The sequence below is a fragment of the Brachyspira suanatina genome, from assembly GCF_001049755.1.
Classification (GTDB): Bacteria; Spirochaetota; Brachyspiria; order Brachyspirales; family Brachyspiraceae; genus Brachyspira; species Brachyspira suanatina.
On the sequence record NZ_CVLB01000001.1, the window covers coordinates 161,777 to 180,341 of the forward strand.

Below are 18,565 nucleotides of genomic sequence, written 5' to 3' on the forward strand. Positions count from 1 at the left end.
TATTCAGTAGAATAGAAAAATAAAGAATCATTTCAGATTCACAAAAGTGAGTATGGAGAGTTTGATTCTGGCTCAGAGCGAACGTTGGCGATGCGTCTTAAGCATGCAAGTCGAGCGGGCTTATTCGGGCAACTGGATAAGTTAGCGGCGAACTGGTGAGTAACACGTAGGTAATCTGCCGTAGAGTGGGGGATAACCCATGGAAACATGGACTAATACCGCATATACTCTTGCTACATAAGTAGAGTAGAGGAAAGGAGCGATCCGCTTTACGATGAGCCTGCGGCCTATTAGCCTGTTGGTAGGGTAACGGCCTACCAAAGCTACGATAGGTAGCCGACCTGAGAGGGTGACCGGCCACATTGGGACTGAGATACGGCCCAGACTCCTACGGGAGGCAGCAGCTGAGAATCTTCCACAATGGACGAAAGTCTGATGGAGCGACATCGCGTGAGGGATGAAGGCCTTCGGGTTGTAAACCTCGGAAATTATCGAAGAATGAGTGACAGTAGATAATGTAAGCCTCGGCTAACTACGTGCCAGCAGCCGCGGTAATACGTAGGAGGCAAACGTTGCTCGGATTTACTGGGCGTAAAGGGTGAGTAGGCGGACTTATAAGTCTAAGGTGAAAGACCGAAGCTTAACTTCGGAAACGCCTCGGATACTGTGAGTCTTGGATATTGTAGGGGATGATGGAATTCTCGGTGTAGCGGTGGAATGCGCAGATATCGAGAGGAACACCTATAGCGAAGGCAGTCATCTGGGCATTTATCGACGCTGAATCACGAAAGCTAGGGGAGCAAACAGGCTTAGATACCCTGGTAGTCCTAGCCGTAAACGTTGTACACTAGGTGCTTCTATTTAAATAGGAGTGCCGTAGCTAACGTCTTAAGTGTACCGCCTGAGGAGTATGCCCGCAAGGGTGAAACTCAAAGAAATTGACGGGTCCCCGCACAAGTGGTGGAGCATGTGGTTTAATTCGATGATACGCGAAAAACCTTACCTGGGTTTGAATTGTAAGATGAATGATTTAGAGATAAGTCAGACCGCAAGGACGTTTTACATAGGTGCTGCATGGCTGTCGTCAGCTCGTGTCGTGAGATGTTGGGTTAAGTCCCGCAACGAGCGCAACCCTCACCCTTTGTTGCTACCGAGTAATGTCGGGCACTCTTAGGGGACTGCCTACGTTCAAGTAGGAGGAAGGTGGGGATGATGTCAAGTCCTCATGGCCCTTATGTCCAGGGCTACACACGTGCTACAATGGCAAGTACAAAGAGAAGCAAGACCGCGAGGTGGAGCAAAACTCAAAAAAGTTGCCTCAGTTCGGATTGGAGTCTGAAACTCGACTCCATGAAGTTGGAATCACTAGTAATCGTAGATCAGAACGCTACGGTGAATACGTTCCCGGGGATTGTACACACCGCCCGTCACGCCATCGGAGTTGGTTTTACCTGAAGTCGTTAGCCTAACCGCAAGGGGGGCGGCGCCGAAGGTGGGACTGATGATGAGGGTGAAGTCGTAACAAGGCAGCCGTACCGGAAGGTGTGGCTGGATCACCTCCTTTATTCGGAGATTGTCCGACTTAAATCTTACTGCTATTCATATTTGAAAGAATTTTTCCATATTATATTTTTTATACCTCGTTAAATAAACTAGCCTTTGAGGCTGGTTTTTTTGTGTCTTTTTGGAAAAATATTTATATTTTTGACTTTTTTGATAATATGTCTATAATAGTTATAGTTGACATTGGAGATTTTTTTATGGCTGTGTTGCAAAAAGAAATTGATATGAATATGCAAGAACAAAAAATATACGAGTATAATAGAATATATGTCTATAGAGTATTAAAAGAAAATATAATGAAATTGGTACTTAAACCAGGAGAAAAAATCAGCGAATTAAATATAAAGAAAACCTTTAATGTAAGCAGATCTCCAATCAGAGAAGCCATTGTTAGATTGGTGGATGAAGAATTAATTGATGTTTTTCCTCAAAAAGGTACTTATGTTTCTTTATTGGATCCTAGCTTAATAGAAGATTCATTATTTATGAGATCTGCTATAGAGAAAGAAATAATGATATTATTATGTTCTAAGGATTTTAATTCTGAAAATTTGTTAATTTCTTTAGAATATATATTTGAAAAACAGAAAAAAATAGCAGCTAGTAATTTAAATAGAGATTCTATTATGAAATTTTTAGATCTTAATGAACAATTTCATAGCGAGATATTTAAAAATCTTGATAAGATTAATATATGGGAAAAAATTTTGAAATTTGGAACTCATTATGTAAGATTTCATATACTTGAATCTATATCTAAAACCAATGTAGATTTTGCTATAAAGCAGCATACTGATATTATAAATGCTATAAAAAATAAAGATTATAGTATAGCAATGCAGTTAGAAAATAATTTATTATCCAATTATAGATGTAAATTAAAAAAAGTATATGATCTATATCCTCAATATTTTAAATATAAAGTATAATTATATTATTTTTTAATCATTAGTAGTTTCTTCTTTGAATCCTAGAGATAAATCTATTTCCTTACTGTAATTGCTGTCATAATACCAATTGTATAGTTTCCAATTATTAGTATCAAATATATTATTATTTACATGATAATATGTATTAAAATCATAAGTGTTTGATGATTGATTTTCAGGCTTCCAACTTCTTATTCTTATTATATTAGCACCATTAGTTTTATAATCATTAGTTATTATTTTATTATTGAATATGTTTTTTATATCTTTTATATGATTAACTGCTAAATATGGCATATCTGCTACAGTCATAAAATTGGTATCAATATTTAATCTGCCTTTTGAATTAAAATCTTTGTACATTAATAAAGAATTATATAAAGCTATGAATTTGGTATTAGGCTTTTCAAAATATTTAGCGTTTATTCTATATCCATGATCTGAAATAATTATTATTTTTGTATTATCATAAACATTATTATCTTTCAAGAAATTTATAATTTTAACTATATTTTTCATTGAAGCAGCATTAGCATAAAAATGTCTTACACTGTTTGTATCTTTATATATTTTTAAATCATTTGTATCTATATAGTTCAAAGATACTGAAGGCAATAAATCAGGAAGAAAATAATGCGGTTCATGTGTGGTATTGTTATGCATTATATTATAATTATTACCATTTTCATCTATATTTATTAAATCTTTAATAGAATCTAGTAAGGCATAATTTTCTATACTTGTATTCATAATATTATTTTCGTTTATAAGCCATTTTCCGCCACTGTATAATGTTTTTCTTAGCCATAAAGGTATTATCCTAAAAAATGAAAATCTTATCAATTTATCATTATCTAAATTAGATGTTATTATATTATTTTCATTTGTATATTTGTTAATGCTGTAATCATATATATAATCTTTATTATATGCTTTGATATTACTGTAATTATTAAATATGCTTAGATCACCTTCAAAAGACATATTAGCATAAACAGGATCAAGTATATAAGATTTATAGCCGTATTTTTCTAAAGATAGAGGCAATGTTAATAATGCATTGTTATGAATATTTGTAATATTGTTTTTCTTATTTGTGCTTGTTTCGTATGGTAGATAATCATAACCTCCATAAATAGATGCTATTGTTATGGTATTATAATTGTATGAAACAGTATTAGGATAGAATGTAAAGCCGTCAAACATATCTTTATATTCTTCAAATCTATTAAAGGCATCAAACCAATATGAAGGTATGGCTCTATCCAATATTATAACGAATATATTTTCTCCATTTCTCGATATATTAAATATTTTTTCTCCGTTTTTTAATTTATATGATGTTTTTGTATATCTATCATCATAGCTTAATATCTTATATGTATAAAATATTGATGAGGCAATCAATACGAATATTATTATATAATCAATATTTACTAATACATAGGATTTGGATTTTTTTATAATGAAATAAATAAAAACGAAAGAAATTAATATCATTAAAGTATTGATTATTATATCTTTATTAACTATTTTAATAGAACTGTCAAACATAAAATCAGAGTTCATATTAGGATAATTACCAGCAAAAATGAATGTGTCTATTATGAATATTACAGACAAAAATATAAATGCTAATGTTATATAATTTTTTGTTTTATCTGAAAATATATTATATATAAACAAAGGATAAAATAAAAATATTCCTATACTCATTGAAAGATTATTTATTATTAGGCTTAAATGATTATTGAATTCTGATACTGAATTATTTATCAATGATGTAGGTATAAAGAGCCCTGAAAGTACGGTTATAATCAAACATGATAATATAAGTAGTTTATATCTGTATTTAATGAAATTATTATTTTTAATCAATGATTTTTCTATATAATCAAAGTTTAATGTCAATATTATTATTATAAAAAGAGTTAAAATATTTTTTATATCTATTTTATTTATAAAAGATATCACAATCAATACTATAAAAGCCAATATAACAAACACATTGCATATTTTTAATATTTTATCTTTATTTAATGCCTTATATAATTTATATTCCAAAACAATATTTTTAATTAAAGAAAATAGGCAGTTGATATTCCAATAAAATAATAATCCTGAAGGCGAATTATATAATATGATTAAAAATATTAATGAACTTATATATAGAGGCATACTTTCTTTTATAGTCAATTTTTTGCTGTAAACCATTCCTGCAAGTATACTGAATATAGTCATAGTAAATGGGAGTAAATTAATACCGTTTATTAAATTATCAGGCTTTGAAAAATCTTTTATGAAAAATAAATTTCCCTGAGATAAATCGGATAAACTGTATATGAAATTATATGCTGCAATAAAGAAAGGTATTTGTATTAAAAGCCCTAAAACTCCTCTGAAGGCATAAATTATTTTGTATCCGTTAATTCTATGACAGGTTCTTATTAGTAAATATCTTTGATCACCTTTATAAACGGCTTTTATATTATCTATTATAGGCTTCATTTTGTTTTGAATGTTTCTTTCTTTTTCCTGCCATTTTTCTGCTATATTATAAAGAGGGAGAGATAAAAAATTTACTGATAAACTTAATAAGAATATACTTGTACTATAAGATAAATTAAATATATTCTTAAATAGAAAAAATAAAGTTTCTATAATAAATTCTATTGGAAATATAAAAATATCAAAAAATATATCTGCTAATATCATATATATTATTTAAAATTTAAAAATTAGAGAATAATATAATAACATATATTTTATATTATAAAAGTATATTAACATAATATTAATAATTTTTATAAAACTCTTGTTTTTTTATTAATATTAGTTACTATATAAATAATAAATAAAATTATTTTGGGTTTTAATTTATGAAATTTATATTTTCCAGATTTTTGATAGGAAGCATTGTTATATTGATAGGTGCTTATATTCTGCTACAATATGTTTTTCATATTTATATTCCAGCACTTGCATATACTCCGGTATTTACTATAATAGTTGCTATTTTGATAATGGCTTGGGGATGTGCTATAGTTGTAGGCAGAGGTTTTTATGCATCTAAAATACTTTTAGGACTATTTGTCATAGGTACAGGAATATATGTACTTATAAGATACTGCTTTAATATCAATATGCCTTTTATATTATATACGCCAATATTTAGAATGGTTATAGGTATGATAATAATATTTTTGGGTGTTTATATACTATTCGGCATGCATTATGTAAGAGACAGTATACCAAAAAATAAAAAAACTAAATATAATGTTTATTTCAAAACTGATAGTATAGATTTATCAGAATTGGAAATAGACAGAAACAGAGCTATAGATATTAATACAATTTTTTCAGATACAGTTGTTTTTATAAGTGATAAGGTACAGGTTCATATAAAGGCTTCAAGTGCTTTTGGTTCTGTTTCTCTTCCTACAGGCGATAGTGTGAGTTTTGGTGAAACTAATTTTGTTATTGGCAACTCTGATAAAATACTTTATTTAAATGTAAGTTCAGCATTTGCTCAAATCAGGGTTCTTTATAAATAAATGTTTTATTAGAAATATTGTAAAAGAGTAATTAATTTATGCATATAATATCCGGAAATAAAAAGGGAAGAAAAATAATAACCCCTAAAAGAGATTTCAGACCTACACAGGGTAAGGTTAAAGAGGCTTTTTTTAATATAATAGATATAGAAAATAAAACTTTTTTGGATCTATGTTCCGGAAGCGGTGCTATGGGGTTTGAGGCTTTAAGCAGAAATGCTAAATTTGCTGCTTTTATAGAAATAGACAGAGAGGCCGTAAAAACCATATTTTCTAATGCTAAAGCTATATTCAATGATAATGAAAATATATATAAAATAAAAAGAGTATCGGCTGAAGATTATGTAAAAAAGACTAATGATAAATTCGATGTTATATATTTAGATCCGCCATACCATTCAAAGATATATTTTGATGTTGTAAATAATATAATAAAAAGAAATATATTAAATGATAATGGAGTTTTAGCTGTAGAGTTTGGTGCAGATTATTATAAGAAATTTTTAGAAAATGAAGAATTAAAAAATATAATATCCGGTATTATGGAATATGATATAAAAACTTACGGCGAAAGCGTTTTGATAATATTTAAGTATATATAAAAAAGAGATGCCTATTAAAAAGCATCTCTTAATAGTTTTTCATAAACCATTTAGCCGTAAAATATTTTCATAAACCTTAATCTATCTATTAATCGTCCCATTGCTGACCCATTAACTGACCATTAGCAGCTACATATATTTCCATCATATTGTTAAGTTTTATTTTGTAATTACCCCATTCTTTTTCAACATCTATCATTCTAGCCTGAGGATAAGTTCTTCTAACAGTATTAGCTACAGCCTGAGGTAAAACGCTCATAGGTACTCCGTTATATTCTCCATCTATATTAAGCCAATTACCATTAGGCATAAAATCTATAGAAGCTCCATTAGACAATTTAACTTCAAATTTGCCGTCATCTCTTTCAACTTTCCATATCTTAGCATTAGGATAAACTCTTCTTATAAAAGTCCTAGCTTTTTGAGGCAATGCTGAAGCTGGTACTACCCAATCAGCAAAAAGGCTTGATGTAGAAAGAATAGTTAAAGATATTAATAAAGCTAATAATTTTTTTGTCATAATGAATCTCCTTAATTTAATTGTATTTTTTAATAATCTCCTGTAAATTATCTTTACAATTATAAGTATAGCAGAAAAATGGTTTATGTCAATAGAATTTACTATTATTTTACAGTTTTTTTACAAAATATTATTAAATTAAGAATATTGTAAAACATATTGTACTTTAGAGCTCTTTGTATAAAATTAAATCTAATTATAGTAAATATTATTTACTTTTACAATTATTTTTTATGAATGGTTTATAATTAAATACATTTAACTTGAATGATGAGAGATTAGAGCATGAAAAAGAAGATTTATTTTTCTATACCAATAATAGCGGTTGCATTAATAATAGCTATTTCATTTTATAGATCAAAAGATAAATATGTAACAGCTACAGTAGTAATAAGCGATACTATACTTAATATAACTGCAGAAACTTCTGATAAAAATATGGATAAGCTTATAAGCAGTATTACAAACGAAATAAACAGAATGGATAATATAGTAAATCCGTATAATACTTCAAGCGAAATAGGAAAAATAAATAGTGAAAGTTTATCCGGAAAAACTGAAATAGAAATTTCAGATGAAATGGCACATATATTTACTACAGGATTAAAATATTCAAAATTAAATCCATCTTTTGATATAAGTGTAAGACCTTTGATAGAGTTATGGGGATTTGGGGTAAAAGAAAATCAAACTGTACCTTTAAAACAGGATATAGATAATGCTTTGGCTAATATAGATTATTCTGCTGTAAGCATAATTACTAATGATGATAATAAAAAGATATTGAAATTATCAAAGCCCTTAACATTTGATTTTGGTTCTTATGGTAAAGGTTATATAATAGAGAAATTAAAGAATGTATTTGCGGAGTACGGCATAAAAAATTATTTAATAGATTACGGCGGAGATACTTATGCTAATGGGGTTAATAGTAAGGGTAAGCCTTGGGTAATAGCTATAAGAAATCCAAGAAATGATGCTGACGGATATTTGGGACTTTTAGAATCTACAAATTATACTATAGTAACTAGCGGTGATTATGAAAGGTATTTTACTCAGGACGGAACTAATTATCATCATATAATAGATGCTGAAATAGGATATCCTACTTATAATAGTATATCTGCTACTATAGTTCATACTAATGCCGAAGAGGCAGATGCTTTATCTACAACAGCATTTTTGATGGGTACTAATTTCTTTACAAATGAGGCATTTAAGTATAAAGAGGCCTATATTGTAACCCCTCAAGGTGAATTATTTATAGTAACTAATGATAATTTTTAAATATACACTTTAAATTGCAAAAAATATATATATACTATAGAGCATAATAAATGAATTATGTTTAATTTGATTTTTTATTATAGAGGTTTTATATGGCTTTTTTTGATTTAAGTTTAGAAGAACTTTATAAATATAAGGGAAGCGGTGAAGAGCCTAAGGATTTTGATGAATTTTGGCTTAATACTTTAAATGAAAATAATCATAAAACAGAGGCTGAATATACTTTAATAGATACCTATTTAAAATTATTTGATGTATGGAATGTATCATTTAAAGGGTATTCAAAGCATGTTATAAACGGCTGGTATATAGCACCTAAATATGCAAGGGAAAATAATGAAAAATTGACTTGTATAATGCATTATCCGGGATACGGTGGAGGAAGAGATTATCCAAACAGCCATTTACTTTTTCCTTCAGCAGGATACAGTATATTTGTTATGGAGGTAAGAGGACAAGGGGCAGAAGGTGGAAACGGAGCAACAACTCCCGATCCTGTAGGTTCAACTCCTCATGCTGACGGTTTTCTTACTATGGGAATATTGGATAAAAAAGACTATTTCTATAAAAGAGTTTTTGTAGATGCATTTAAATCCATTGAAGCTGCAAAGGAGCATCCTCTTACAGGAAAAATTGCTGTAAATGGTACTAGTCAGGGCGGAGGCATAGCACTTGCACTTCTAGGACTTTCAGCACTAAAAAATGAAAAAATTGAGGCTGCTATGATAGATGTGCCTTTCTTATGCGATTATAAAAGGGCATGCACTATTACAGATACTTTGCCTTATAATGAAATAGCAAGATTTTGCAAAACTAATAGAATGTATGAAAATAGAGCATTTGAAACTTTATCATATTTTGATGGGGCTTTCTTTGCTAAAAGGTCTAAAGTGAAGGCTTTATTTTCTGTGGGGCTTATGGATATTTTATGTCCTCCTTCTACAGTTTTTGCTGCTTATAATAATTATTCCGGTGAGAAGTCTATTAATGTTTATACTTTTAATGGACATGAGGGCGGAGATAATGAGCAGAGTGAAAGAAAATTGGAATTTTTGAATTCTTTAAATTTATAATTTCATAATTATAATATTATACATATCATACATGTATGATATGCTATTATTTGTAAAAATAAAATAGGTTGATAATATTTGTATATATGTTATATTATTATATACAATAATAGGTATTAATGGATATGGTATGAAGATTATATCTGGCAGATTTTTTTCTAAATCTGAATTAAGAAATAGAATATTGAGAGATGTGGTTATTTCTATTTTGTTCTTATTTATAATCGTTTTGGTTTATATGCAAATTAGAAATCCTATACCTATAAAATTTATTTTTAAATCTCTTTTTCAAGATGTTAAAACTTCAATAGTAGAGGAATATTCTAAAATATTTTATCCTACCTACTATTTTTCTATGCAAATGACTCCTATATTCGATATAGTTAATCAGGCTCCTGAAGCTTATAAAATTTTAATAACTAATTTCTTCCCAAAGCATACTTTTATAGAAAAAGCAGCTATGCAGGTTGGTAATAACTACATGTCTATTACTAAAGAAGGCAACGGATATAAAGTCGTCGGGCATATTGTAACGAACAGCAGCAGTAATCTATATTCATCTGTACCATTTGAACAGCTTAGTATTGATTCTTTCTATATAAAAGATGGAAAACCTTATATACATTTAATATACATAGCTAATGAGAATGTTGCTTTTGAATATATTTCTCAATTTAATGTAAACTTCAGTGATGTAGAGCTTAGAGATATTGATAATATGCATGCATACCTTATAACAGGAAACAGTAAAATTACTTTTCCTATATCATATTCTGATACAAATGCTGTAAGAGATAATTTAGATTATAATGTTATAGCTGATATTATGACAGAAGAATTTGATGGAACTAATGAGGATATGATAAAAGTTTCATATAAGGATAATAATTATTGGGGATATAAAGGCACTTTTGCCGTAGCAAATAATAATATACAAATAGGTATAATCATTCCTGAAAAGGATTTAATAAATAAGATACAAATACCTATAATACTATTCTTAGTTATATTTGTAATTGTTACTATAGTGATAATAGTAATGCTTGCTATACATTATATTAGAATGATTGAAGAATTAAAAAGAAATCATATGAATATAACTAAGATTATAGAAGACGGTGAAAATACTAATGTAGAGTTTAAATCCACATTAAGATATGACAGTAATACAGAGAAAATAAATAAGGCTTTAGAAGAAGTTATTATGAAGTCTATTGCGGCATTCAGCAATACTGAAGGCGGAAGATTATTCATAGGTATTACTAATGATGGGGAAATAATAGGGCTTGAGCATGATTATTCTACATTAAGACAGCCTAATAGAGATTTCTTTGAGCTTCATCTTAGAACTCTTATAGAAACATACTATGGAAATGCTTTTTCTGCTGAAGGTATAAGGATTGATTTTGTAACTCATGAAGGTAAAGATATATGTATTGTTTATATAAGAAAGGGAAGGGAGCCTGTATATACTAAAATTACAAATAAACAGGGTGCTAAAGAAGAAAAATTCTATATAAGAGTAGGAAATTCTTCTAGAGAGATTGCAAATGCCAGCGAGATAATAGCATATGTAAAAAAACATTTTAAGTAATTGAAATGTTTGTATGTAATTAAGAAAAAACATTTTAAATAATTAAAATATTTAAATGTTTGATGTATCTAACTTGACTATTAAAATATATATTATATAATAATGGTTACTAATAATAAAAAGGAGTGTTTATATATGTCTGTATATGATAGTGTTATAATAGGCGGCGGTCCTGCTGGACTTTCTGCTATGCTTTATTTAGGAAGAGCTTTAACAAATTCTATTTTGATAGAAAAGAAAGGTATAGGCGGTCAGATGATGAGTACTGATGCTGTTGAGAACTATTTAGGTTTTCCGGAAGAGATGAGTGCTTTTGAATTGGTAGCTAGAATGCAGCAGCATGCTGAAAAATTCTCTAAAAATGAAATAGTTTATGATGAAGTTATAAAAGTAGAAAATATTAAAGATGAAGTAAAAAAAGTTATCACTGCTGACGGTAATACTTATGAAACAAAAACAATAATACTTGCTATGGGCGGATCATCTAAAAAATTAGGTACTAAGGGAGAAGATGCATTTGCTGGAAAAGGCGTTTCATATTGTGCTACTTGTGACGGTGCTTTCTACAGAAATAAAACTGTTGCTGTAGTTGGAGGCGGAAACAGTGCTTTTGATGAGGCTTATTTCCTTACAAGATTCGTTAATAAAATATATTTAGTTCATAGAAGAAAAGAGTTCAGAGCTGAGCCTATAAACGTAAAACATTTAACAGATACTGGAAAAGTAGAATATGTACTTGATTCTGTAATAGATGAGATTTGCGGAGACGGTAAAGTTAATAGTATAAAAATAAAAAATGTTGTAGACGGTTCTATGCATGATCAGGCAGTAGATGGTGTATTTGTATTCGTAGGTCAGGAGCCTTCAACACATTTCTTGAAAGATACTGGTTTAGAATTAAAAGAAACTGGACACATAGTTACAGACATGTCTACAATGGAAACTAATATTCCTGGTGTATTTGCCTGCGGAGATTCTATATTAAAACCAGTTCGTCAGGTTGCAAATGCTGTTGGAGAAGGTGCGGTTGCTGCTATGAGCGTAACTCATTATTTGAATAAAGCTTGATTTTAATTTTATAATTTTTAATAAAAAAGAGTTTAGCTTTTAATTAAGTTAAGCTCTTTTTATCTTTTAATTTTTTCCGCAATATAGTTAATAACATTATATCATTATAAATTTGGATACACTTCAAAAAAGTGCAAGTATAAATTATTTTTTAATATTTATAATTATGATATTATCTTTAATTTAAAAGGTTAAGATATTTTTATTTGCATAATTTTTAAATTAATTTAAATTAAATCTGTACTGCAAAGCCTCTGTAACATGATCTACTCCTATAATATCTTTATCATCTAAGTCAGCTATAGTTCTTGATACCTTCAATATTTTATTATAACTTCTTGCACTCATTGAAAATCTTTCCATAGCCATATTAAGCAGATTTTTAGCTTTATCATCTAATATGCAGAATTTTTCAGTATCTTTTATACCCATAGATGAATTTGAAAATATTTTAAGTCCATTATCTTTGAATCTTTTTTCCTGTTTTTTTCTAGCTTCAGTAACTATTTTACGCATAGAGGCAGAACTCTCTCCATCAGATTTTGAAGTCATTTTAGCATATTCAACGGCACGTACCTCTATTGATATATCTATCCTGTCTAGTATAGGGCCTGAAAGTTTGGCAATGTATTTTTTTCTAGCTATATCAGAACATCTGCATGTATGTTTTTCATCTCCATAATAACCGCAAGGGCAAGGATTCATAGCGGCAATCAAAGTGAAATTAGCAGGAAAAGAAATGCTTCCATTTGCTCTGCTTATAGTTATAGTTTTTTCTTCCATAGGTTCTCTTAAAGTTTGAAGTGCTGAGCTTTGAAACTCTACAAACTCATCAAGAAATAAAACTCCGTTATGGGCTAAAGTAATTTCTCCAGCCTTTATATTTCTTCCGCCTCCTACTAAACTTACATAAGAAGAAGTATGATGAGGTATTCTAAAAGGGCGTTTTTTTACTATAGGCATATTTTTTGATAATAACCCATAAGAAGAATAAATTTTTGTAACTTCCAAAGCTTCTTCGAATGTTAATGGAGGAAGTATTGTAGGTATTCTTTTTGCTATTAAAGTTTTACCGCATCCAGGTGAGCCTATCATTATAAAGTTATGTCCTCCCGCTGCTGCTATCATTGCTGCTCTTTTAGCATATTCCTGACCTTTAACATCTGAAAAGTCTATATTTTCATTTTCTTCGCCATTAAAATTGAATTTACCTGCTGATATAATAGGTGCTTTTTTTCCTTCAATGGCATCTATGGCTTCTTTTAAAGTTTTTACCGGATATAGATTAAGTCCATCAATGATATTAGCTTCTTCCATATTATTAAATGGTATTATAGCATTTGTTATACCCAATTCTTTGGCATTTAAAAGCATTGAGAATATTCCTTTCACCTCTCTTACGCTTCCGTCCAATGCTAATTCCCCAAGTATAATAGTTTTTTCCATAAAGTCAGAGAAAAATACTTGTGTACTTGATGAAAGTATACCCAAAGCAAATGGCAAATCGTACATGCTTCCTGTTTTCTTTAAATCTGCAGGTGCTAAATTTATAGTTATTCTTTTAGGCGGAAAAAACCTGTCGCTGTTATTTATTGCGGCAATTACTCTCTCTTTTGCTTCATTTACTGCCTGATCTGGTAAGCCCACAACATCGAATTTAGGCAGTCCTTCGGATATATTAACTTCTATTACAATAGGTATTCCTTCTATTCCATAAAGAGCTTCTGAATATATTTTTGTATGCATATAAAACTCCGTTGTGTTAATTATTATATGCATATAGTTAAACAAATTTTTTTATCATTTTAAGCCTTTGATTCTAACTATTTTTATGAATTTTTAATGATATGTGACTATAGTAATAAATAATATTGGTTATTATAATTTATTATTACTGTTTGAAGAAAGAAAAAATGTTTTTTTTTAATTTTCTTCTTATTTAATTAATCGAAAAAATTGACAATCCTATTTTTTTGAATATAATATATATTATACTGGTATGATTAGTCGACTAGTATAATTAGTTTTAAGGATTTTTTATGGCTACTAAAAAAATATCTGATGATGCTATCATAAATGCCACTATTACAAATAGCGGCGGTATAGTAATCAATATTAATTCTACAGTTAAACATATGTTTTTTAATCATATAAAGAAGGCCGTTGAAGAAGTAGTTAATGAAACAGATATAAAAAATATAGTTATAGATGTAGATGATTATGGAGCTTTGGACTTTTGTATAAGAGCAAGAACTAGAATGGCTATTAGAAGGGCTATAAAGAGTTTGGAGGCAGTAAAATGAGTAATAAAAAAAATAATCCTTTTGTTAATTGCAGATCATGGTTATTTGCCCCTGCCAGCAACCCTAAATTATTGTATAATGCTGTTGTTTATAAACCAGATGCAATTATATTTGATTTAGAAGATGCTGTTGCTTTAAAAGAGAAAGAAGATGCTAGAGAATTATTAATAGAAGCATTAAAAAGTATCAATTATGGAACAATACCTATTTTTGCCAGAGTAAATTCTATAAAAACTCCGTTTGGATTTGATGATATAAAATATTTAGTTCAGGCAGGACTTAAACATATACGTCTTCCTATGTGTGATACTCCAGAAGAAATAAAACAAGTAGATGATTTTTTAACAAAAGTAGAATCTGAAAACGGAATACCAAAAGGAACAGTAGTAATAGCTGCCGCATTAGAAACACCTATAGGAGTATATAATGCTTATAATATAGCAACTGCTTCTGACAGAGTAATAGGAATTTCATTGGGTGCTGAAGATTTTACAAGATGTATGGGTATAGAAAGAACAAAAGAAGAAGAAGAATTAGCTTATGCTAGAGGAAAAATAGTAATGGAAGCTCATGCTGCCGGAGTAGCTTGTGTTGATGGTGTTTATACTAAAATAGATGATATGGAAGGTTTTCAAGTACAATGTGAAAGAGCAAGAAGTTTAGGTTTTACAGGAAAAGCATGTATACACCCAGCACAGATACCTTATTTGCATAAAGCATATCTTCCTAAAAAAGAGGATATAGCATATTCTTTAGAAGTTTTAGAAGTTGCTAGTAAAACCGATATTAGTAATGGCGGAGTAATATCATTAAATGGAAAAATGATAGATATTCCTATAATAGAAAAAGCTGAAAAAATTGTGGCATTAGCAAGATCAGCTGGAATGATTAAGTGATAATTCTAATTAATAGGAGTTAAAAATGGGTAATAAAATAACTAATTCATTAGGAATAGAATTACCAGAATATATAGAGGGATATGGTAAAGTAAAACCATTTATGGGTGCTTTTTACTACTATAATAAAGAGAATCAGCAAACACAATCAAGAAGAATAAAAAATCATAAACCTAATAATAAAAAGTTATGTTCTTCTATCAGAGAGGCTATAGAAAAAAGTGGTTTAAAAGATGGTATGACTATATCATTTCATCATCATTTGAGAAACGGCGACGGAGTAATAATGCTTGTTGTAGAAGAAATATCTAAAATGGGTATAAAAGATATTTCTATATGTACATCATCATTCACTAATGCTCATGAGGGATTAATTGAATATATAAAAAGCGGAGTAATAACTTCTATAGCAACATCAGGATTAAGAGGAGAAATAGGAAAAGCGGTTTCTACAGATAATATATTAAAAAAACCTGTTGTATTTAGAACTCATGGTGGAAGAGCAAGAGCTATAGAGGCAGGAGAAGTAAAAATAGATGTAGCATTTATAGGGGCACCTGCATGTGATGAAGAAGGCAATATGAATGGAAGTGAAGGAAAAAGTGCTTTCGGTGCTATGGGCTATCCTATGATAGATGCTTTATATGCTGATTATGTAGTTGCTATTACTGATAATTTAGTTCAATATCCTTTGCATAGAGTATCAATACCTGAAATATATGTAGATTCAGTTGTAGTTGTAGATTCTTTGGGAGATCCTAATTTGATAGCTACAGGAGCTACTAGAATAACTACAAATCCTACAGAACTTCTTATAGCTGAAAAGGCTGCTGAAATACTTATAGGATGTGAACTTATAAAAAATGGATATTCTTTCCAAGCTGGAGCAGGCGGAGCTTCTTTGGCTGTATGCAGATATTTAAGAGAGTATATGATAGAAAACAATATAAAAGGCTCTTTTGTATCAGGCGGAATAAATGCTTATCTTTTGAATTTATTTAAAGAAGGATTATTTGACAGTTTATTGGATACTCAGACATTTGACGGATCTATTGCTAATGCTATAGGCGAAGAAAAAGGATATATAGAAATGTCAGCTTCTATGTATGCTAATCCTAATAATGGAAGCTGTGTTGCTCATAAATTAGATATGATGATGCTCTCTGCTACAGAGATAGATTTGAATTTCAATGTTAACTCTTTAACAGGTTCTCATGGATTGATTATGGGTGCTTTGGGTGGTGCTCCTGATACAGCAGCAGGTGCTAAAGTAACATTAATGACAGTACCTTCTATTAGAAAAAGAATGCCTATTATTACTGATAAAGTAACAAACATAGTAACTCCAGGGGAAAGTGTAGATATATTAGTATCTGACAGAGGAGTATGCGTTAATCCTAATAGAAAAGATTTAATAGATGTTCTTAATAGAAATAATATAGAACATAGAGATATTAGAGATCTATACGAGGAAGTTATATCTATTACAGGGGTTCCTGATAAAATTCAATATACCGATAATATAGTTGGAGTAATTGAATATAGAGACGGAAGTGTAATAGATGTAATTTACCAAGTAAAAAAATAATTTTTTTAATAAAATATTAAGGAGTTTAATATGAAAACTTTATTCAAAAGTTTACTCGTTATGTCCATTATATTTATAATGGCTTCATGTAAAGGTGCTGATTCAGCTGCTAATTATCCTAGCGGAAACTTGGATTTTGTAGCTCCAGCAGGTGCAGGCGGTGGTTGGGATTTAACCATTAGAACAATAGGAAAAGTTCTTCAAGACACTAAAATAGTAAAAGTTCCTATGCCTGTAAGAAATGCTCCAGGAGCAGGCGGTGCTGTTCATCTTGGTACTTTACAAACTAAAAAAGGTGATGCAAGAACTATAACAGTTTATTCTCCTCCTATCATTTTCTTAAATTTAAATGGTACAACAGAATATAGTTTCAGAGATCTTACACCTTTAGCTAATTTAATAGCAGATTATGCTGCTTTTGTTGTTAAAGCTGATTCTCCATACAAAAACATCATGGATGTAATGAATGCTCTTAAAGCTGATCCTAAATCTGTAAAAATAGGTGGTACATCTTCTGCTGGATCTATGGACCATGTTCAGTTCTTAATTATGGCTAGAGCTGCTGGTGTTCCAAATTTGGATCAAATAGATTATATTGCTTTCGATGATGATGGTGCTACACAGGTTTTGGGTGGACATATAGATTTATTCTCTACAAGTTTGGCTGATGTTATGGGTTTAGTTGAAAGCGGTGATTTAAGAGTTTTAGCACAAACTGCTGATAGAAGAATAGGAACAGGAATAAAAGGTGAAATACCTACTTGTATTGAATCTGGAATAAATGAGACTTTCGTTAACTGGAGAGGATTATTCGGAGCTCCTGGAATGCCTGAATATGCAGTTACTTTCTGGAAAGATGCTTTAGCTAAGATGGTTGAAACTCAAGAATGGAAAGATGCTTGTGCTAATTACGATTGGGATCAATATTATCTTAATTCAGAAGATTTCGTAAAATTGTTAGAACAATCAGAACAAGATTATAAAACAATATTAGAAGATATTGGTATGTTGAAAAAATAAACATATATAAATATTAATAAATAAAGCTCAATTAATGTATATTAATTGGGCTTTAAAAAACAAATTAGGAGGGGTTATGACAATAACAGGATTGTCATCAATAATTACTATAGCAGTTGGTATAGCTTATACAATTATAACTTTTCAATTGCCGGATGCCAGTATAGGAAGGGCAGCAGAACCAAAAATTTTCCCTGCAATACTTGGAATAGCTTTTATAGTATTAGGTGTTCTTCTATTAATAGATGATACCATAAAAAATTCTAAAAAAGAAAAAAAAGAAACTGTACAGTTTTCTATAGGAAATAATGGTAAGAAAATAGCCATTACAGTAGTTAATTCTATTCTTTATGCTGTATTATTTAATATAATAGGATATGTATTTGCTACAATAATATTCCTTGAAATAGAGCTTTTGATATTTGGAGGTCTTAAGGCCTGGAAAGTTTCAACTATAGTTGCTGTATTATTTAGCGTTATAGCTTTTTTAATATTTAATGTATTTTTAGGTATTTACTTACCTAGATCACCATTCGGTATAATATAATAAAAATGGAGAATGCTATTT

The 18,565-nt window shown here is 29.7% G+C and carries 15 protein-coding genes and 1 rRNA gene; 13 read left to right on the forward strand and 3 right to left on the reverse strand.

Features of this window, described 5'->3' with window-relative positions; all coding sequences use genetic code 11:
• Positions 1 to 49: 49 nt before the first annotated feature.
• A 16S ribosomal RNA gene (locus BRSU_RS00705) occupies positions 50 to 1,564 on the forward strand.
• Between the two features lie 196 nt (positions 1,565 to 1,760).
• The gene (locus BRSU_RS00710; protein ID WP_048595110.1) at positions 1,761 to 2,492 is read left to right on the forward strand and encodes a GntR family transcriptional regulator; all 732 of its coding nucleotides are present in this window, start codon (positions 1,761 to 1,763) and stop codon (positions 2,490 to 2,492) included.
• 12 nt (positions 2,493 to 2,504) lie between these two features.
• On the opposite strand, the gene BRSU_RS00715 is transcribed toward BRSU_RS00710, so the two are convergent.
• Positions 2,505 to 5,207, reverse strand: coding sequence for a YidC/Oxa1 family membrane protein insertase (locus tag BRSU_RS00715; protein ID WP_048593336.1), 2,703 nt, complete (start codon positions 5,205 to 5,207; stop codon positions 2,505 to 2,507).
• A gap of 164 nt (positions 5,208 to 5,371) precedes the next feature.
• Here BRSU_RS00715 and BRSU_RS00720 point away from each other — a divergent pair, with 164 nt between their 5' ends.
• Both BRSU_RS00720 and rsmD read left to right on the forward strand, forming a co-directional pair.
• The gene (locus tag BRSU_RS00720; protein WP_048593337.1) at positions 5,372 to 6,046 is read left to right on the forward strand and encodes a hypothetical protein; all 675 of its coding nucleotides are present in this window, start codon (positions 5,372 to 5,374) and stop codon (positions 6,044 to 6,046) included.
• Between the two features lie 38 nt (positions 6,047 to 6,084).
• Complete coding sequence (rsmD, locus tag BRSU_RS00725; protein ID WP_048593338.1) at positions 6,085 to 6,648, forward strand: 16S rRNA (guanine(966)-N(2))-methyltransferase RsmD; 564 nt, start codon at positions 6,085 to 6,087, stop codon at positions 6,646 to 6,648.
• Positions 6,649 to 6,736: 88 nt separating this feature from the next.
• Here the strand turns inward: rsmD and BRSU_RS00730 are convergent, their stop codons facing one another.
• Complete coding sequence (locus BRSU_RS00730) at positions 6,737 to 7,168, reverse strand: PepSY-like domain-containing protein (RefSeq protein WP_048593339.1); 432 nt, start codon at positions 7,166 to 7,168, stop codon at positions 6,737 to 6,739.
• A gap of 285 nt (positions 7,169 to 7,453) precedes the next feature.
• On the opposite strand from BRSU_RS00730, the gene BRSU_RS00735 reads away from it, so the two are divergent.
• From BRSU_RS00735 to trxB, 4 genes are all read left to right on the forward strand, one after another.
• Positions 7,454 to 8,455, forward strand: a complete 1,002-nt coding sequence (locus BRSU_RS00735) for an FAD:protein FMN transferase (RefSeq protein ID WP_048593340.1) — start codon at positions 7,454 to 7,456, stop codon at positions 8,453 to 8,455.
• 92 nt (positions 8,456 to 8,547) lie between these two features.
• The gene (locus tag BRSU_RS00740) at positions 8,548 to 9,528 is read left to right on the forward strand and encodes an acetylxylan esterase (RefSeq protein WP_048593341.1); all 981 of its coding nucleotides are present in this window, start codon (positions 8,548 to 8,550) and stop codon (positions 9,526 to 9,528) included.
• A 130-nt stretch (positions 9,529 to 9,658) separates the two neighbouring features.
• Positions 9,659 to 11,122, forward strand: a complete 1,464-nt coding sequence (locus BRSU_RS00745; RefSeq protein ID WP_048593342.1) for an AlbA family DNA-binding domain-containing protein — start codon at positions 9,659 to 9,661, stop codon at positions 11,120 to 11,122.
• Positions 11,123 to 11,257: 135 nt separating this feature from the next.
• Complete coding sequence (trxB, locus tag BRSU_RS00750) at positions 11,258 to 12,190, forward strand: thioredoxin-disulfide reductase (protein ID WP_048593343.1); 933 nt, start codon at positions 11,258 to 11,260, stop codon at positions 12,188 to 12,190.
• Between the two features lie 222 nt (positions 12,191 to 12,412).
• On the opposite strand, the gene BRSU_RS00755 is transcribed toward trxB, so the two are convergent.
• Positions 12,413 to 13,936, reverse strand: coding sequence for a YifB family Mg chelatase-like AAA ATPase (locus BRSU_RS00755; protein ID WP_048593344.1), 1,524 nt, complete (start codon positions 13,934 to 13,936; stop codon positions 12,413 to 12,415).
• Between the two features lie 293 nt (positions 13,937 to 14,229).
• On the opposite strand from BRSU_RS00755, the gene citD reads away from it, so the two are divergent.
• From citD to BRSU_RS00780, 5 genes are all read left to right on the forward strand, one after another.
• Positions 14,230 to 14,493 carry a citrate lyase acyl carrier protein gene (gene citD / locus BRSU_RS00760; protein WP_020064440.1) on the forward strand — a complete coding sequence of 88 codons (264 nt, stop codon included), beginning with the start codon at positions 14,230 to 14,232 and terminating at the stop codon, positions 14,491 to 14,493.
• Positions 14,490 to 15,389 (forward strand): HpcH/HpaI aldolase/citrate lyase family protein, encoded by a 900-nt coding sequence (locus tag BRSU_RS00765; RefSeq protein WP_048593345.1) that lies wholly within the window; start codon positions 14,490 to 14,492, stop codon positions 15,387 to 15,389. The genes citD and BRSU_RS00765 overlap by 4 nt, the downstream gene beginning before the upstream one ends.
• 25 nt (positions 15,390 to 15,414) lie before the next feature.
• Positions 15,415 to 16,977, forward strand: a complete 1,563-nt coding sequence (gene citF / locus BRSU_RS00770; RefSeq protein WP_048593346.1) for a citrate lyase subunit alpha — start codon at positions 15,415 to 15,417, stop codon at positions 16,975 to 16,977.
• A 30-nt stretch (positions 16,978 to 17,007) separates the two neighbouring features.
• On the forward strand, positions 17,008 to 17,997 hold the full coding sequence (locus tag BRSU_RS00775) for a Bug family tripartite tricarboxylate transporter substrate binding protein (RefSeq protein WP_048593347.1): 990 nt from the start codon (positions 17,008 to 17,010) through the stop codon (positions 17,995 to 17,997).
• A gap of 76 nt (positions 17,998 to 18,073) precedes the next feature.
• Entirely contained in the window at positions 18,074 to 18,544 is a 471-nt protein-coding gene (locus BRSU_RS00780) for a tripartite tricarboxylate transporter TctB family protein (protein ID WP_048593348.1), read from the forward strand.
• The last annotated feature ends 21 nt before the right edge of the window (positions 18,545 to 18,565 follow it).

What these genes read in the sequence shown, in the direction of transcription:
- BRSU_RS00735 (WP_048593340.1), top strand. Translation starts at nt 7,454, where the DNA reads ATGAAAAAGAAGATTTATTTTTCTATACCAATAATAGCGGTTGCATTA.
- BRSU_RS00775 (WP_048593347.1), top strand. Translation starts at nt 17,008, where the DNA reads ATGAAAACTTTATTCAAAAGTTTACTCGTTATGTCCATTATATTTATA.
- BRSU_RS00740 (WP_048593341.1), top strand. Translation starts at nt 8,548, where the DNA reads ATGGCTTTTTTTGATTTAAGTTTAGAAGAACTTTATAAATATAAGGGA.
- BRSU_RS00765 (WP_048593345.1), top strand. Translation starts at nt 14,490, where the DNA reads ATGAGTAATAAAAAAAATAATCCTTTTGTTAATTGCAGATCATGGTTA.
- BRSU_RS00715 (WP_048593336.1), bottom strand. Translation starts at nt 5,207, where the DNA reads ATGATATTAGCAGATATATTTTTTGATATTTTTATATTTCCAATAGAA.
- trxB (WP_048593343.1), top strand. Translation starts at nt 11,258, where the DNA reads ATGTCTGTATATGATAGTGTTATAATAGGCGGCGGTCCTGCTGGACTT.
- citD (WP_020064440.1), top strand. Translation starts at nt 14,230, where the DNA reads ATGGCTACTAAAAAAATATCTGATGATGCTATCATAAATGCCACTATT.
- BRSU_RS00730 (WP_048593339.1), bottom strand. Translation starts at nt 7,168, where the DNA reads ATGACAAAAAAATTATTAGCTTTATTAATATCTTTAACTATTCTTTCT.
- citF (WP_048593346.1), top strand. Translation starts at nt 15,415, where the DNA reads ATGGGTAATAAAATAACTAATTCATTAGGAATAGAATTACCAGAATAT.
- BRSU_RS00755 (WP_048593344.1), bottom strand. Translation starts at nt 13,936, where the DNA reads ATGCATACAAAAATATATTCAGAAGCTCTTTATGGAATAGAAGGAATA.
- BRSU_RS00720 (WP_048593337.1), top strand. Translation starts at nt 5,372, where the DNA reads ATGAAATTTATATTTTCCAGATTTTTGATAGGAAGCATTGTTATATTG.
- rsmD (WP_048593338.1), top strand. Translation starts at nt 6,085, where the DNA reads ATGCATATAATATCCGGAAATAAAAAGGGAAGAAAAATAATAACCCCT.
- BRSU_RS00745 (WP_048593342.1), top strand. Translation starts at nt 9,659, where the DNA reads ATGAAGATTATATCTGGCAGATTTTTTTCTAAATCTGAATTAAGAAAT.
- BRSU_RS00780 (WP_048593348.1), top strand. Translation starts at nt 18,074, where the DNA reads ATGACAATAACAGGATTGTCATCAATAATTACTATAGCAGTTGGTATA.
- BRSU_RS00710 (WP_048595110.1), top strand. Translation starts at nt 1,761, where the DNA reads ATGGCTGTGTTGCAAAAAGAAATTGATATGAATATGCAAGAACAAAAA.